Here is a 16611-nt window from a genome sequence, read left to right on the forward strand (position 1 = left end):
GATATCGATTATTACCAGAAATACCAGAAACTTATTGACGTTAAAAAAGGAAGACACCCTTATCCAGTTTCATAAAGTAAAGGAACAGTAGAACCTTCTAAAAGAAACAGTTGCTGATGATTTATTGGTTTGGAGAAGCGTCCGCTCGCCCTGCGGAAAGCGAGCGGTAAGCTTCGGAAAACCTGCTCTATCCTATATATATAATAAAAAAACTGTAGACAACTCGTTTATTAGAGTTTGTCTACAGTCTGAGGCTTGGCTCATGCCAGGTCTTTTTTGTGTTCATAAAACTTATCAACAACTACAAAAAGTAGGGGTATTTTTGATGACCGGTTTTGCAATATTGTTATTCACATGTGGATAAGCTAAAATGAAGAGTAGGCAAAAACTGTTTGTGGATAATTTTAAGCAGTGGAAAAATGTTCTTTTGTAGAGGCTGAAATTTTGTTATTCTATTATTTTGGGGATAAATCCTAAAATCTAAATTTTTCGCGCAAAAATAGCGCTGATATATAAAACTGGAAAAGGGGAGAGGTGATAAAGGTGGAATTTGATACAATTGCAGCCATTTCGACTCCAATGGGAGAAGGAGCGATTGCGATCGTGCGCTTGAGTGGAGATGAAGCAATCGGTATTGCAGATCATATTTTTCGTAGTGCTGGCGGCATGCAGCTTGAAGAGGTGCAATCACATACGATTCACTACGGGCGCATTATCGACCCAAGATCGGAAGAAACTGCAGAGGAAGTAATGGTAAGCGTCATGAAAGCGCCGCGAACTTTTACGAGGGAAGATGTAGTAGAAATAAATTGTCATGGAGGCCTAGTCTCTGTGAATCGTGTTCTCCAGCTTGCATTGAATGCTGGTGCACGCCTTGCCGAGCCGGGTGAATTTACAAAGCGGGCGTTCTTGAACGGGCGCATTGATTTATCACAGGCGGAAGCGGTTATGGACTTGATTAGGGCAAAAACAGACCGAGCGATGAACGTGGCGCTGGGCCAAATGGAAGGGCGCTTGTCTAAATTAATTGCCGGATTGCGTCAAGAAATTCTTGAAACGGTGGCGCATGTGGAAGTAAACATAGATTATCCGGAATATGATGATGTTGAAGAAATGACGCATCGCATGCTTGTGGAGAAAGCAACCTATATAAGAGCTGAGCTCGAGAAACTGCTGCAAACGTCTCACCAAGGAAAGATTTTACGTGAAGGATTATCAACGGTTATTATTGGGCGTCCGAACGTAGGAAAATCATCATTGCTAAACAGTCTTGTTCAGGAAAATAAAGCAATTGTCACAGATATTCCTGGTACTACGAGAGATGTTATTGAAGAATATGTAAATGTTCGCGGTGTTCCACTTCGCCTTGTCGATACAGCCGGAATTCGGGAAACGGAAGATATTGTTGAAAGAATCGGAGTCGAACGTTCACGTGAAGTTTTGAAAAAAGCCGATTTAATTTTACTCGTACTCAATTCAGCGGATGATTTTACAAAAGAAGATGAACAATTATTTACTGCTGTCGAAGGAATGGACGTTATTGTCATTGCGAACAAGACGGATTTACCACAAAAAATTGATATGGAACAAGTTCGGATCGCGGCGAAAGAGCATCAAATCATTACGACTTCACTGCTCGAAGAAAAAGGGATTGATGATCTTGAGCAAGCCATTGCTGATATGTTCTTTAAAGGCCAGATTGAGGCAGGCGACATGACCTATGTATCGAACAGCCGTCACATCGCGCTTTTGAATCAAGCGTTACAGGCAATTGAAGACGTGCTCTCAGGAATCGATTTTGGAACGCCAATCGATATCATTCAAATTGATTTAACTCGAACATGGGAACTGCTAGGTGAAATAATTGGAGATACTGTACAAGAAAGCTTAATAGATCAGCTTTTCTCACAGTTTTGTTTAGGAAAATAAAGAAAAGCGGAAGGCGGCCGTTCAGTGGCGACAAGCACAAGGCAGCTTGCGCTTTTCTTAGAAGGAGGAATAATCATGCAGCAATTTGAGGCAGGCCAATATGACATTATTGTAATTGGAGCGGGCCATGCCGGATGTGAAGCTGGTTTGGCTGCTGCAAGAATGGGTGTGAAAACCCTAATGATTACGCTAAATCTCGACATGGTTGCGTTTATGCCATGTAACCCATCAGTAGGCGGACCTGCAAAAGGGGTTGTTGTTCGAGAAATAGATGCACTTGGCGGAGAAATGGCCAAGAATCTGGATAAAACAGCGATTCAAATGAGAATGCTAAACACTGGTAAAGGTCCTGCAGTCCAAGCATTACGGGCACAGGCGGATAAATTCCAGTATCAGCATGAAATGAAAAACACTTTGGAAAATGAGCCGAATTTAACCCTTCATCAAGGAATGGTTGACGAACTGATTGTAGAAGATGGTGAATGTAAAGGCGTGGTTACGATGACAGGTGCCGTTTATCGCGCAAAGTCTGTCATCATTACAACAGGAACTTTCCTTCGTGGCGAAATCATCCTAGGAGAACTAAAATATTCAAGCGGTCCGAACAACCAACAACCTTCCATTAAACTCTCAGAGCATCTTGAAAAACTTGGATTTGAATTAGAAAGATTCAAAACAGGAACACCACCGCGTATCAACAGTAAAACCATTGACTATAGTAAAACAGAAATCCAACCTGGTGACGAAGAGCCGCGTGCATTCAGCTATGAAACAACAGATTTCATTACGGATCAGCTGCCATGCTGGTTAACATATACGAATATGCAGACACATCAGCTCATTGATGCAAACTTGCATCGTTCACCGATGTTTTCCGGTGCCATCAAAGGAACGGGCGCACGCTACTGTCCTTCTATCGAAGATAAGGTCGTTCGTTTTAATGATAAACCGCGTCATCAAGTTTTCCTTGAGCCTGAAGGAAGAAATACTAATGAGGTGTACGTACAAGGATTATCCACAAGTATGCCTGAAGAAGTTCAGCAAGAACTGATTAAAACTGTACCGGGGTTGGAAAATGCCCGGATGATGCGCCCAGGCTATGCGATTGAGTATGATGCCATTGTTCCAACACAGCTATGGCCGACGCTCGAAACAAAAAAGGTGAAAAATCTTTATACGGCTGGGCAAATTAATGGAACTTCTGGTTATGAAGAAGCGGCCGCTCAAGGGATCATGGCCGGAATCAACGCTGCAAGAAATGTACTTGGTAAAGAGGAAGTCATTTTAAGCCGCTCTGATGGCTATATCGGTGTATTAATTGATGATCTTGTCACAAAAGGAACGAATGAGCCTTATCGTTTGTTGACGTCGCGTGCGGAATACCGACTATTACTGCGTCATGATAATGCAGATTTGCGCCTTACAGAACTTGGCCATGAAATTGGCCTAATCTCAGAAGAAAGATATGAAAAATATTTAAATAAAAAAGCAGCCATCGAGGCTGAACTGAAACGGCTACGTTCCATTGTGATTAAGCCAAATGAAAAAACACAGAAATTAATTCGCGAAGCAGGCGGTACTGAACTAAAAGATGGTATACGTGCAGCTAACCTTTTGAAACGGACAGAGATGTCCTATAAGCATATTCACGAATTGGTCCCTGCGGAAATTGATTTGACTGCCGATGTCGTTGAGCAAGTCGAAATCCAATTAAAATATGAAGGCTATATTGAAAAATCCCTTCAACAAGTGGAAAAACTTAAAAAACTGGAAGACAAAAAGATCCCTGAAAACATTGATTACGATGCAATCAATGGGATTGCAACTGAAGCACGTCAAAAGCTGAATCATGTGCGCCCATTGTCAATCGCCCAGGCTTCCCGAATTGCAGGGGTAAATCCTGCTGATATTTCCATTTTGTTAGTGTATATTGAGCATGGAAAAATAGCACGGGTATCCGGAGAATAAGGAATGAATCAAAGATGAATGTTGAGCAATTTACAAACATGCTGGAAGAGAAGGGAATCACGTTAGATTCCAGGCAACTCAGCCAGTTTGAACGGTATTTTGAACTGCTTGTCGAATGGAATGAAAAAATGAATTTGACCGCAATCACTGAGAAGGAAGAAGTGTATTTAAAGCACTTTTTCGACTCAGTGAGTGCCGCTTTTTTCATTAATTTCAATCAACCAATCAAACTATGCGATGTGGGTGCAGGAGCGGGCTTTCCAAGCATACCTTTAAAAATTTGTTTTCCTGAGTTAAATATCACCATCGTTGATTCTTTGCAAAAGCGGATTACCTTTTTAGATCATTTGGCAAAGGAACTCGGACTAAAAGATACTCATTTTCACCACGACCGCGCGGAAACATTTGCGAAAAAAGCAGAGTTCCGTGAACAATTTGATGTCGTTACAGCACGTGCTGTGGCAAGGATGTCAGTGTTAAGTGAGCTTTGTTTACCGCTTGTTAAAGTTAATGGTACATTTGTTGCTATGAAGGCAGCCAGTGCAGAGGATGAGTTAAAAACGGCGGAATATGCTATCAAGCAGCTTGGAGGCAAGTTTTCAGCTGTTCATTCTTTTACATTACCGATAGAAGATAGCGAAAGAAATATCATCGTCGTTAAAAAAACGAAAAAAACGCCAAATAAATACCCTCGAAAGCCCGGGACACCTAATAAAATGCCGCTTGAGTAAAACTTGGCGAATTTTATATAGGAAATAGGGCATCTGTTCGGCAGGATATTGCAAAAAGAAATAGAATGATGTAATAAAGGGAGTGTACAAAAAGAGTTGAGGGGTACTTTTTGGACAGCTTCTATGGGAGTTTCTATTAAGGTGGTGTAGAAGGATGAAACATCCTTTCTCTCGATTATTTGGTTTGGGCGAAAAAGAATTGCCAATAGAAAAAGAGATGGCAGAGGACCGGGATGAAGTAAAAAAAATCCCGGTAACTAAAATTGTTCCAAATCGATTCCAGCCAAGAACTATTTTTAATGAAGAGAAAATTGAAGAATTGGCTAGGACGATTCATACACATGGCATTATCCAACCGATCGTGGTACGCGAATCGGAGGACGGTCAATTCGAAATTATTGCCGGTGAACGCCGATTTAGGGCAGTTCAAATGCTTGGTTGGTTAGAAGTTCCCGCCATCATCAAGAATTTAAGCGATACAGAAACCGCTTCGGTAGCCTTGATTGAGAATCTTCAACGCGAAGAATTGACGCCGATTGAAGAAGCGATGGCATATGGAAAACTCTTAGAAATTCATAATTTAACGCAAGAAGCATTGGCCCAACGGCTCGGGAAAGGGCAGTCTACTGTTGCCAACAAGCTTCGCCTTTTAAAGCTGCCGGAAGAAGTTCAAACCGGATTATTACAAAAAAGTATAACCGAACGGCATGCCCGTGCATTAATTCCATTAAAAGATCCTGAAAAACAAATTCAAATCATGCAGCTTATTATTGAAAAGAATTTGAATGTCAAACAAACAGAAGAACAAGTGGTTAAACTGCTCACAAAAGAAGAGCAAAAACCAAAAACAAAACGTCGTGCAATCAGCAAAGATATGAGGATTGCCTTCAATACCATCCGCCAGTCGCTTTCAATGGTCGCTGACAGCGGAATTAAATTGGACTCAAAGGAAGAAGAGTTCGACGAATTTTATCAAATTACGATAAAAATCCCTAAGAAAAAATAAAAACAGCAAAATACTAGATAAAAGTGAGAAGCTTGTCAAACAAGTTTCTCACTTTTTGTATATAATTGATTCAGAGAAAAGTTTTTTCTATTAAAAAGAGTGATAAAGTCAAATATTTGTTAAAATAGAATACGTGATTGTTATTTTGAAGGAAGTAAAGGGGTAGGTGAGATCGTTGGGGAAGATTATTTCCATAGCCAACCAAAAAGGAGGCGTCGGGAAAACGACCACCTCTGTTAATCTGGGGGCCTGCTTAGCACATATCGGAAAAAAAGTATTACTCATTGATACAGATCCCCAGGGAAATGCTACGAGCGGGGCAGGGATTGATAAAGGAGATGTCCACCAGTGTATTTATGATATCCTTGTAGATGATGTAGATATGAAGGACGTCATTAAGGGAACATCGGTGGAAAATTTATATGTTGTCCCTGCAACGATACAACTAGCAGGTGCAGAAATAGAACTCGTACCGACCATTTCAAGAGAAGTGCGTTTAAAACGTGCAGTAGATCAAGTGAAAGATGAATTTGATTATATATTAATTGACTGTCCTCCGTCGCTCGGACTGCTGACACTTAATGCCTTAACCGCTTCCAACTCTGTGATCATACCTGTTCAATGTGAATATTATGCCTTGGAAGGTCTTAGCCAACTATTAAATACTGTTCGTCTCGTACAAAAGCATCTGAATCATGATTTAATGATTGAGGGTGTGCTGCTTACGATGTTAGATGCACGAACAAACCTTGGTATACAAGTCATTCAAGAAGTAAAGAAATACTTTCAAAATAAAGTATACCGAACAATTATACCGCGTAATATTCGACTCAGTGAGGCTCCAAGTCATGGTGAACCGATTATTGTTTATGATTCAAAGTCTCGAGGTGCAGAAGTATATTTAGATCTTGCAAAGGAAGTGGCTGAAGATGGCTAAAGGTCTCGGAAAAGGGATTAATGCTTTATTTGCAAATATGGATGTAAGTACAGATGAAACGGTGCGAGATATTGATTTGAGAGAAATCCAACCAAATCCGTATCAACCTCGAAAAGTGTTCACTGAAGAGGCGATTAATGAATTAAAAGAATCGATATTACAGCATGGTGTTTTACAGCCGATTATCGTCAGGAAAAATATTAAAGGCTATGAGATTGTCGTAGGCGAGCGGCGCTTTAGGGCTTCAAAAGCGGCTAAGCTTACCAAGATTCCTGCAGTGATTCGTGAATTGAATGATCAGCAAATGATGGAACTTGCAGTTCTTGAAAATCTTCAACGAGAAGATTTAACGCCAATAGAAGAAGCGGCTGCTTATCAAACGCTCATGGACAGGCTCCATATTACCCAAGAAGAATTGGCGAAAAGATTAGGGAAGAGCCGCCCTCATATTGCCAACCATGTCCGGCTTTTATCTCTTCCCAAACACATTCAGCAATATATTACTGATGGAAAGTTAACAATGGGACATGGGCGAACGCTGTTAGGATTAAAGCGTAAAGAGAAAATTGAGACAATTGCCGAACAGACTCTAAAAGAAGGGTTAAATGTCCGGCAGCTTGAAAAACTCGTTCAGCAAATAAACGAAAATGTTCCACGTGAAACACAAAAACCTGCCCCTAAAAAAGACGTTTTTATTAGGGAAAGGGAAAATAGTTTACGGGAAAGGTTTGGAACGACCGTAACAATTAAGCAGACTAAGAAAAAAGGCAAAATTGAAATTGAGTTTTTATCTAATGATGATCTTGAAAGGATTTTGGAAATTCTAGATCAATCTAAATGAAGCTGACCAGGCTCCTTCTATCGAAGTTAGAGAAGGGGCCTGATTTTTATAGGATACTTTAAAATAAACAGGTGAGTATATGGTGCTTCTAGGAACAATAGTCAACGGAATTTGTATCGTCATCGGAACGATGATTGGTAAGTTTCTTAATCGAATCCCGGAAAGAATGAAAACTACGGCAATGCATGGAATCGGTCTTGTAGTAATGGTTCTCGGATTGCAAATGGGCTTTAAAAGTGGAAATTTCTTAATCGTCATTCTGAGCATTGTGATCGGAGCAGTGCTTGGAGAATGGTGGGGACTTGAAGATAAGCTCAATTCTTTAGGATTATGGCTTGAAAAAAGAATTGGCACCTCTGGAAATGGGAGTATTGCCCAAGGATTTGTTACAGCGACTTTAATTTTTGTTATTGGGGCGATGGCGATCATTGGAGCACTGGATAGTGGAATTAGAGGAGACCATCAAGTGCTTTATACAAAGGCAATTATTGACGGATTCACCGCCTTAATCTTAACAACTACCCTCGGGATCGGAGTTGTTTTTTCTGCTATTCCAGTCATTCTTTATCAAGGGGTGATTGCCCTGTTTGCAACACAAATCGACAAATTTCTTCCTGCTGAATTGATGGATATGTTTATAAAGGAAATGACAGCGACGGGTGGCATCATGATTTTTGCGATTGGTTTGAATTTAACGGGAATCACGAAAATAAGAGTGGCAAATTTATTGCCAGGTATTTTAGTTGTGGCCATCATTGTTTGTATTATTTATTTTTATCAACAATCGATCGTATAGGAACTTAAAAAGAAACAGTTCAATGAGGGACTGTTTCTTTTTTTCTGTTTATTCAACGTTTCTTTCCTGGTTCATATCCCATTCTAGCTGTCTGAACATATGCTTTCTTGCATACATTTTGTCTGCTTCACTAATCCCCGCAGCAATTTGCTTTGCCATTTTCATGACAAGGTTAAGACGGGTGTTTTGCAGCACGAAAAATTCCATATAACCGCTCACATTGACTACACCGGTAATATGCATATGACCAACTTCCGGCAACTCTTTTTTTACCCCAGCTCCAGGTTTAAGGGGACCAGAGTCAATTTTAACTACGCCGATATTTTTAAATTTACCAAGACATGCATCAATTCCAATCACATAAGGATCGGTGTGATTCTTGTATATGACATCTAACTTTTCATTTAAATTAACGGCATGAACGGGATCTTCCAATGTCCCATATAAATGAAAACACTCTAATCCTGTTTCTTGAAGAAAAGTTCCTATAAGTGGACCGAGAGAATCTCCCGTTGATCGATCGGTTCCAATGCAAACGACAATAATGGGCCGATGACTCCCGAGGGGGAGAAAATCGATCATACCGTTGGAAATTTTTTTAGTTGCAGCTAAATCATCATAATTCACTTTTACTTCCTCGTGTTCCTTCGGTGGCATCATTATTGTCGCTCCTCTCCATATTCCTTACCATTATACGGAGAAATTTTTCTTTCTATACGTAGGAAAAACACTTGAGTATAGGGAAAATAGAGCTTTTCCTATCAAAATAAGCTTAAAATTGATAAAATAGAAAAATATAATGCCATCTTGAGCAAGGGAAGTAGGTGGAAATCTTTGAATCAACAACTAGAAGAACTTGAAGGAAAAACAATCGTTATTAAAGACAAACTGTTTAATCAAGAAATGTGGATGGGTTTTGGTTTTATAGCAATTAAAATTATTTTAATTCTTATAGTGGCTGCTTTAGTTATTCGTATTGGACGAGCAGCAATCGGAAATATGCTAAAGATTAAAACAAGGACACCATTGAGAATTTCTGAAAGACGAGAAGCCACACTCGTAAAACTTTTACAAAATATATTAACCTATGTGGTTTATTTCATTAGTTTCATTACGATCCTTTCGGCATTGACTATTGACATAACCGGTCTTATTGCCGGTGCGGGAATTTTAGGGGTTGCGATTGGGTTTGGAGCACAAAATCTTGTCAAAGATGTAATAGCGGGTTTTTTCATCATCTTTGAGGATCAGTTTTCAGTTGGTGATGAAGTAAGGATTAATAGCTTTGAAGGGAATGTGCAGGAAATTGGCCTGAGGACAACCAAGGTCCTAAATTGGACGGGGGAATTATATATTGTTCCAAATGGCAGTATTACGGAAGTGACTAATTTTTCTATATATAATAGCACCGCTGTCGTAGATTTTAATATTAGCTACGAAGGTGATTTGAACGAAGTTGTGAGTATGATAGAACGGCTTTTAGCAAGAATGCCCGACAAGTATAGTGAAATTGTTGGAATTCCGAAGTTGCTTGGAATAGAACAGTTCGAAGGGACCGAGATTGTATTACGGGTGACGGCAGAAACCATTCCATCTAAAAATTGGTATATTGCCCGCAAGCTTCGAAAAGAATTGAAATTAGCCATTGATGCATTTCAACTGGAAATGAAAAACGGACAAGATTATCAGGAGGGATGAGAATGGAGCAAAAAGAATTCCATCTTCATGATGTGGTTGAGATGAAAAAACCCCATCCGTGTGGGACAAATCGCTGGAAAATCATTCGTATGGGTATGGATATCCGGATTAAATGCGAAGGCTGCAACCACAGTGTTATGTTGCCGCGTCGAGAATTTTCAAGGAAAATTAAAAAAATTCTACATAAACACGAGGAATAGACTCACCACTTACACTGGCGTTGCACGTATCGTGTCAACGCCGGTGTTCTGTTTACTGTTGTAATTTTCATACATACTAACTATAATTGTGAAAGGATTATCAGGTGGCAATTAGATCATGAATGCTCGATGATAACCACAGAAGAGGAGTGACCAAGATGGCTCTTACAGCAGGAATCGTTGGATTGCCAAACGTAGGTAAATCAACATTATTTAATGCAATTACCAAAGCGGGGGCAGAAGCTGCCAACTATCCGTTTTGTACAATAGATCCAAACGTAGGAATCGTAGAGGTTCCAGATCACCGGCTGCATAAATTAACAGAACTCGTTAAGCCGAAAAAAACAGTACCGACTGCATTTGAATTTACGGATATAGCGGGAATTGTTAAGGGAGCGAGTAAAGGAGAAGGACTAGGGAATAAATTCCTTTCTCACATTCGCCAAGTTGATGCGATTTGTCATGTTGTGCGCTGCTTTGCCGATGATGATATCACGCATGTATCAGGGAAAGTAAATCCGATCGATGATATCGAAACAATCAATCTTGAGCTCATACTTGCAGACCTTGAATCAATTGAGAGACGGATTGAACGAATAGGGAAAATGGCGAGACAAAAAGATAAAGAATCTATGTACGAATTCGAAGTACTGTCAAAGCTGAAAGAAGCATTTGAAGCAGACAAGCCAGCGCGGACAGTGGAATTCACTGAAGAACAGGAAAAACTAGTAAAAGGTCTTCACCTGTTAACAAGTAAGCCTGTTTTATATGTAGCAAACGTCGGTGAAGATGATATTGCTGATCCATCTGAAAATGAATACGTTCAACAAGTGCGCGAATTTGCAGCGAATGAAGAGGCTGAGGTCATTGTTGTATGCGCTAAAATTGAGGAAGAAATTGCTGAACTTGATGACGATGAAAAGGCAATGTTCCTTGATGAACTTGGGATAGAGGAATCAGGACTGGATCAGTTGATCCGTGCAGCATATAATCTTCTCGGCCTTGCAACGTATTTTACAGCCGGCGTTCAAGAAGTTCGTGCATGGACATTCAAACAAGGAATGAAGGCACCGCAATGCGCTGGAATTATCCATACAGACTTCGAAAAAGGATTTATCCGGGCAGAGACGGTTTCCTATGATGACTTGCTCGCAGGCGGCTCAATGAGTGCTGCACGCGAAGCAGGAAGAGTCAGACTCGAAGGAAAAGAATACTTGGTAAAAGACGGAGACGTCATTCATTTTCGCTTTAACGTATAAATATTATAAAAAAAATTCGGTCACCAATTACTTTTATGGTGACCGTTTTTTTATTTTGGGAAAAAATCCTAAACCATGGTGCGTTTAAGAGGACAGAGTTTAGTGCGATTGTACGAACCGAGTCCCCTTGGAGTGTTTAAGAGGACAGATTTTAATGAAAATGGCCCACCCCAGTCCCCTTGGAGCGTTTAAGAGGACAAAGTTTAGTGAAAATAGCCCACCCCAGTCTCCTTGGAGCGTTTAAGGGGACAGCGCTCAGTGAGATTGTCCGAACCGAGTCCCCTTGGAGCGTTTAAGGGGACAGAGTTTAATGAAAATGGCCCACCCGAGTCTCCTTGGAGTGTTTAAGCGGACAGATTTTAGTGAAATTGTCCGAACGAGTCTCCTTGGAGCGTTTAAGGGGACAGAGTTTAGTGAAAAAGCTCTATCCCAGTCCCCATGAACCACCTCCGATCCGCAAATAGAACAATAGCAAACACTGTTTACGAACCAATTTCTTAGAATCCCATAAGAAGGAAAAAAGAACTGCAAGCTAGAAACATATATGTAATAAGAATGAGAAAGGAGATAAACATGCGAGATGTTGTCATCATTGAAGCGGTGAGAACGCCAATTGGCAGAAGAAATGGGGCTTTAAGCAATTTTCGGCCAGATGAGCTGCTTGCTTTAGTTTTGAAGGAAGTTGTCAAAAGAGCGGGTGTGGATCCTGCCATGATTGAAGATGTCATTGCTGGCTGTGTCACGCAAGTAAGTGAACAGGCAGGGGATATCGCTAGAATTGCTTCACTAATTGCTGGATTTCCAATGGAAGTGCCTGGTGTCACCCTCGACAGACAGTGTGGATCAAGTCAACAGGCAGTGCATTTCGCCTCTCAAGCCATCCTAAGTGGTGACATGGATGCGGTCATTGCTTGCGGGGTGGAAAGCATGTCACGTGTACCGATGTTTTCTAACGTACAAGGAGTTAAGCATAGTCCTTTATTAACTGACCAATATGAAATCATTAATCAAGGATTATCAGCGGAAAGAATTGCAGACAAGTGGGGATTTACAAGGGAAGAGCTTGACCAATTTTCTCTAAGGAGCCATGAAAAGGCCATTGCTGCCATGAAAGCAGGTCGATTTGAAAAAGAAATTATGCCATTTGTCGTTGGAAATTCCACCATAGAAAGAGATGAGGGTCCAAGAGAAAATACATCTATGGAAAAACTCGCTGGGTTAGAACCGCCTTTTTTAAAAAATGGCAAAGTCACTGCGGGGAATGCGAGTCAAATCAGTGATGGAGCTTCAGCCATTTTACTTATGTCGAGAGAGAAAGCGGAAGAACTTGGTTTAAAGCCGCGATTTCGGGTTGTAGCTAGATCTGTTGTCGGATCCGATCCTACTTTCATGCTGACAGGGCCAGTTCCTGCTACAGAAAAGGTCCTGAAAAAAGCTGGTATGGAGCTATCTGATATTGATTTATTCGAGGTGAATGAAGCATTTGCTTCCGTACCGCTTTACTGGTTAAAAGAAACAAGGGTCGACCCCGAAAAATTGAATGTGAATGGTGGAGCGATTGCACTTGGACATCCACTTGGGGCGAGCGGGGCTCGAGTCATGACGACACTTCTCTATGAATTGGAACGCTCCGGCAAGCGATTTGGGCTACAAGCTATTTGTGAAGGATTCGGGATGGCCAATGCCACAATTATAGAACGACTGGACTAATGGCTGGGTGAATGCAGGCCATATAAATTAGAGGGGGATTGTCATGGGTCCATCATTAAGAGATGTTTTTGAACAGACTGTAGCTAAATTTCCGCATAAAGAAGGATTGGTTGACCGACGGCTTGGGAAAAGCTGGTCGTATGGCCAATGGGATGCTGAAGTTAATAAGCTGGCCAATGCATTTTTGCTTGCGGGAGTTCAAAAGGGAGATCGGATTTCCACCGTTCTTTTCAATACAGCCGAGTTTGCTACGGCACTTTTTGCATGCATGAAAATAGGTGCTGTTTTTAATCCGATTAATTTTCGATTGATGGGTAAGGAAATTGAGTTTATTTTACAAGACGCGGCACCGAAAATCGTATTGATCGAAAATGCAACATGTGGAGCGGTCGCAAAGGCAGCCGCCAGTCTTTCAGAAGTGGAATTTTGGTGTATTGATGAATGCAGCGAACCATTTGCGCAAGATTATTATGAGCAGCTTTCAGGAATTTCCGAAGAACGGCCTGAATGCGAACTCCATGAAAATGATCTCTATGCTGTGATGTACACATCAGGAACGACGGGTGTACCTAAAGGTGTTCTTCATACTCACCGAGATATGGTGGATCAAAGTTTGATTATGGCAGCGGCCATGCGTGTCACAAAGCAAGAACGAGGTTTGAGTGTGGGTCCAATGTTCCACTGTGCTGAGCTTCATTGTGCCTTTTTGCCACGTCTTCATATGGGAGGCACAAATGTTATCATGCATCACTTTGACGCTAAGGAACTGATTGCGACCATTCAAGAAGAAAAAATCACCACATTCTTTGCTGCACCGACAATGTGGAATATGATGCTGCGAGAAGATTTAGAGAATGTTGATTTATCTACGCTTCGCCACGGGTTATACGGTGGTGCTCCGATGGCACCGGCTCTTGTAAAGGAGCTGCACGAAACGCTGAAGATTGAATTATTCCAAGCATACGGGATGACTGAAATGGGACCGGCAATTGCTGTGTTATTTGAAGATGAACAGCTTTCCAAAGCGGGGTCGGCGGGGAAGGCCTTGATTAATCATGATATCCGCGTTGTTAGAACGAAAGAGGATCTGCCTTCAGAGCCAGATGAGATTTGTGGACCTGGAGAACTTGGAGAAATTATTGTCCGAGGCCCCAGCATGATGAAAGGCTATTTCAACAGACCTGAAGCTTCGGATGAGGCTTTATATAAAGGTTGGTATCACTCCGGGGATATTGGCTATATGGACGAAGAAGGCTATCTATGGGTAAGTGATCGGGTGAAAGATATGATTATTTCCGGAGGGGAAAATATATACTCTCGTGAAGTAGAGGATGTTTTATTTGACCATCCGGGTGTGTTAGATGTCGCAGTTGTCGGTCAACCCGACCCGGTATGGGGTGAAACCGTGATTGCTTTTATTGTAAAAAAAGATCAGACAGTGACGGCAGAGGAACTTGATTCTTTCTGTAAAGACAATGATCGGCTTGCCCGTTACAAGCGGCCCCGTCGCTATGAATTTGTCAGCGAATTACCAAGAAATGCGAGCGGGAAATTGCAGAAGTTTTTACTGCGAGAGGAAATAAAAAGCGAGTGAATTGCAGGTAAATCGAGGAGAATATTAACTCTTATTAAAATTGGTATTTTTTACATGTCATAAACATCGTCTTTCTTCAAAAAATAAACTTGTTTCATGAACTATGAAGAAAGAGGTGTACTACTTGAAAACATTGCGACGAATTGCGTTAGCCTTAATTATTATTGGTGCAATTAACTGGGGGTTAGTCGGATTATTTCGATACGATTTAGTCGGATCAATCTTCGGGGGGACAGATTCCGGATTTGCTAGGTTTATTTTTACATTAGTAGGCATTAGCGGAATCATTTGCCTCGGGTTATTGTTTAATCCTGAAACGGCAGATGTGCCTGAGAGGAAGAAAAGCAGAGGAGTAGCGAACACAAGTTACGCTACAGAATTTGCGGAAGAGCCCGACCTTGACAGGTTATATAATCCTTCTAGGGAAGCATTTGAAGAACAGGATGAAGAAGATCCAAATTCATCGAAATAAACAAAATCCGACGAGAATGAAAATTCTTCGTCGGATTTTTTTGTTCATTCAAGAGTTATGGTCATTGCATTGCATAAAGGAGACTCTTGTGTTATACTTACTCATTGTGAGTAATGAAAATTGCTCCTTGCCCTTTTTCACCAAAAAAGGGCCGCATAGTCCATAAGGAGGTGACCATACGATGAGAAAGTACGAAATTATGTACATTATCCGCCCGAACATTGAAGAGGAAGCGAAACAAGCAGTTACTGAGCGTTTCGATAACATCCTTACTTCTGAAGGTGCTGAGATCATCGAATCAAAAGATTGGGGTAAGCGTCGTCTTGCATACGAGATTTCGGATTTCCGTGACGGTTTCTACCGTTTAATCCAAACGAATGCAAAACCTGAAGCTGTTCAGGAATTCGACCGTCTTGCGAAGATCAGTGATGATATCATTCGTCATATTGTTGTTAAAAACGAAAAATAAACTTTAATGTTTCATGTGGAACATTTTATAAAGAAGTAAATCGGGAAGAGGTTGATTCTGATGATGAACCGAGTTGTATTAGTAGGCCGATTAACAAAAGACCCAGATTTGCGCTATACTCCAAATGGAGTAGCAGTGGCAACTTTTACGTTGGCTGTTAACCGCACTTTTACGAACCAACAGGGGGAGCGGGAAGCTGACTTCATTAACTGTGTAATTTGGCGCAAGCCAGCAGAGAACGTTGCTAACTACTTGAAAAAGGGAAGTTTAGCAGGTGTTGATGGCCGCATCCAGACACGCAACTTTGAAGGCCAAGATGGCAAACGTGTTTATATAACAGAAGTGGTTGCTGATAGTGTTCAATTCCTTGAACCTAGAAGTGCTGGATCACAAAATCGCGGTGGTGACTTTGGAGGAAACCAATTTGGTGACAACCAAAGAAACCAATCTAACTCCTTTGGACAAAATCAGAATCAGCAGCGCGGTAACCAAAACTTTACCCGTACAGATGAAGATCCCTTCTCAAATGATGGACAACCCATCGATATTTCAGACGACGATCTTCCATTCTAAAACCAAAAGTGGAAGCGCCTTGTTTAGGGGCTGAAACTGGACGATATAATCTTAACAAAAAAGGAGGTTATTCTCATGGCAGGTGGACGCAGAGGCGGACGCAAACGTCGTAAAGTGTGTTTCTTTACATCGAACGGAATTACACACATCGACTACAAAGACATTGAATTACTAAAAAAATTCATCTCTGAGCGTGGAAAAATTCTTCCACGTCGTGTAACTGGAACAAGCGCGAAGTACCAACGTAAACTGACAGCAGCAATTAAACGTGCTCGTCAAATGGCACTTCTTCCATTCGTTTCAGGCGAATAATAATTAAATGAAAAAAAGAGCAGTGAGGATTTTCCTTTCTGCTCTTTTTTTTGTATCTAAAAACTTTTAATCTTTCTTATCCCTAAACTTTAAGCGAAATATGTCGAAATAATGAA

At 41.0% G+C, this 16611-nt stretch carries 17 protein-coding genes; 16 read left to right on the plus strand and 1 reads right to left on the minus strand.

Annotated features, from left to right (window positions below; genetic code table 11):
* Positions 1–543: 543 nt before the first annotated feature.
* The 7 genes from mnmE (at position 544) to KHA88_RS09425 (ending at position 8208) form a co-directional block, all read left to right on the plus strand.
* Complete coding sequence (gene mnmE / locus KHA88_RS09395; RefSeq protein WP_213098862.1) at positions 544–1929, plus strand: tRNA uridine-5-carboxymethylaminomethyl(34) synthesis GTPase MnmE; 1386 nt, start codon at positions 544–546, stop codon at positions 1927–1929.
* 75 nt (positions 1930–2004) lie between these two features.
* Positions 2005–3897 carry a tRNA uridine-5-carboxymethylaminomethyl(34) synthesis enzyme MnmG gene (mnmG, locus tag KHA88_RS09400; protein WP_213107475.1) on the plus strand — a complete coding sequence of 631 codons (1893 nt, stop codon included), beginning with the start codon at positions 2005–2007 and terminating at the stop codon, positions 3895–3897.
* A 14-nt stretch (positions 3898–3911) separates the two neighbouring features.
* Complete coding sequence (rsmG, locus tag KHA88_RS09405; protein ID WP_213107476.1) at positions 3912–4628, plus strand: 16S rRNA (guanine(527)-N(7))-methyltransferase RsmG; 717 nt, start codon at positions 3912–3914, stop codon at positions 4626–4628.
* Positions 4629–4782: 154 nt separating this feature from the next.
* Complete coding sequence (gene noc / locus KHA88_RS09410; protein ID WP_213098859.1) at positions 4783–5634, plus strand: nucleoid occlusion protein; 852 nt, start codon at positions 4783–4785, stop codon at positions 5632–5634.
* Between the two features lie 175 nt (positions 5635–5809).
* Positions 5810–6571: a ParA family protein gene (locus KHA88_RS09415; RefSeq protein ID WP_213098858.1), complete on the plus strand. Its 762-nt coding sequence runs from the start codon at positions 5810–5812 to the stop codon at positions 6569–6571.
* Positions 6564–7412, plus strand: coding sequence for a ParB/RepB/Spo0J family partition protein (locus KHA88_RS09420; RefSeq protein ID WP_213098857.1), 849 nt, complete (start codon positions 6564–6566; stop codon positions 7410–7412). The genes KHA88_RS09415 and KHA88_RS09420 overlap by 8 nt, the downstream gene beginning before the upstream one ends.
* A gap of 79 nt (positions 7413–7491) precedes the next feature.
* On the plus strand, positions 7492–8208 hold the full coding sequence (locus KHA88_RS09425) for a DUF554 domain-containing protein (RefSeq protein ID WP_213098856.1): 717 nt from the start codon (positions 7492–7494) through the stop codon (positions 8206–8208).
* A 48-nt stretch (positions 8209–8256) separates the two neighbouring features.
* Here the strand turns inward: KHA88_RS09425 and yyaC are convergent, their stop codons facing one another.
* Positions 8257–8868, minus strand: a complete 612-nt coding sequence (yyaC, locus tag KHA88_RS09430; RefSeq protein ID WP_213121760.1) for a spore protease YyaC — start codon at positions 8866–8868, stop codon at positions 8257–8259.
* A gap of 174 nt (positions 8869–9042) precedes the next feature.
* On the opposite strand from yyaC, the gene KHA88_RS09435 reads away from it, so the two are divergent.
* From KHA88_RS09435 to rpsR, 9 genes are all read left to right on the plus strand, one after another.
* Positions 9043–9906, plus strand: a complete 864-nt coding sequence (locus KHA88_RS09435; RefSeq protein WP_249313015.1) for a mechanosensitive ion channel family protein — start codon at positions 9043–9045, stop codon at positions 9904–9906.
* Positions 9907–9908: 2 nt separating this feature from the next.
* The gene (locus KHA88_RS09440) at positions 9909–10106 is read left to right on the plus strand and encodes a DUF951 domain-containing protein (protein ID WP_213098854.1); all 198 of its coding nucleotides are present in this window, start codon (positions 9909–9911) and stop codon (positions 10104–10106) included.
* A gap of 158 nt (positions 10107–10264) precedes the next feature.
* The gene (ychF, locus tag KHA88_RS09445; RefSeq protein ID WP_213121761.1) at positions 10265–11365 is read left to right on the plus strand and encodes a redox-regulated ATPase YchF; all 1101 of its coding nucleotides are present in this window, start codon (positions 10265–10267) and stop codon (positions 11363–11365) included.
* A gap of 573 nt (positions 11366–11938) precedes the next feature.
* Positions 11939–13075, plus strand: coding sequence for a thiolase family protein (locus tag KHA88_RS09450; RefSeq protein ID WP_213121762.1), 1137 nt, complete (start codon positions 11939–11941; stop codon positions 13073–13075).
* A gap of 43 nt (positions 13076–13118) precedes the next feature.
* Complete coding sequence (locus tag KHA88_RS09455; RefSeq protein WP_213121763.1) at positions 13119–14669, plus strand: fatty acid--CoA ligase; 1551 nt, start codon at positions 13119–13121, stop codon at positions 14667–14669.
* A 124-nt stretch (positions 14670–14793) separates the two neighbouring features.
* The gene (locus KHA88_RS09460) at positions 14794–15141 is read left to right on the plus strand and encodes a DUF378 domain-containing protein (protein ID WP_213107481.1); all 348 of its coding nucleotides are present in this window, start codon (positions 14794–14796) and stop codon (positions 15139–15141) included.
* Positions 15142–15322: 181 nt separating this feature from the next.
* Positions 15323–15610: a 30S ribosomal protein S6 gene (rpsF, locus tag KHA88_RS09465; protein WP_213098849.1), complete on the plus strand. Its 288-nt coding sequence runs from the start codon at positions 15323–15325 to the stop codon at positions 15608–15610.
* Between the two features lie 60 nt (positions 15611–15670).
* Positions 15671–16183: a single-stranded DNA-binding protein gene (ssb, locus tag KHA88_RS09470; protein ID WP_213098848.1), complete on the plus strand. Its 513-nt coding sequence runs from the start codon at positions 15671–15673 to the stop codon at positions 16181–16183.
* A gap of 75 nt (positions 16184–16258) precedes the next feature.
* Positions 16259–16495 carry a 30S ribosomal protein S18 gene (gene rpsR, locus KHA88_RS09475; RefSeq protein WP_213098847.1) on the plus strand — a complete coding sequence of 79 codons (237 nt, stop codon included), beginning with the start codon at positions 16259–16261 and terminating at the stop codon, positions 16493–16495.
* Positions 16496–16611: the final 116 nt, after the last annotated feature.

Origin of the sequence: Lederbergia citrea, assembly GCF_018343525.1 — a bacterium.
Lineage (GTDB): Bacteria > Bacillota > Bacilli > Bacillales > Bacillaceae_C > Lederbergia > Lederbergia citrea.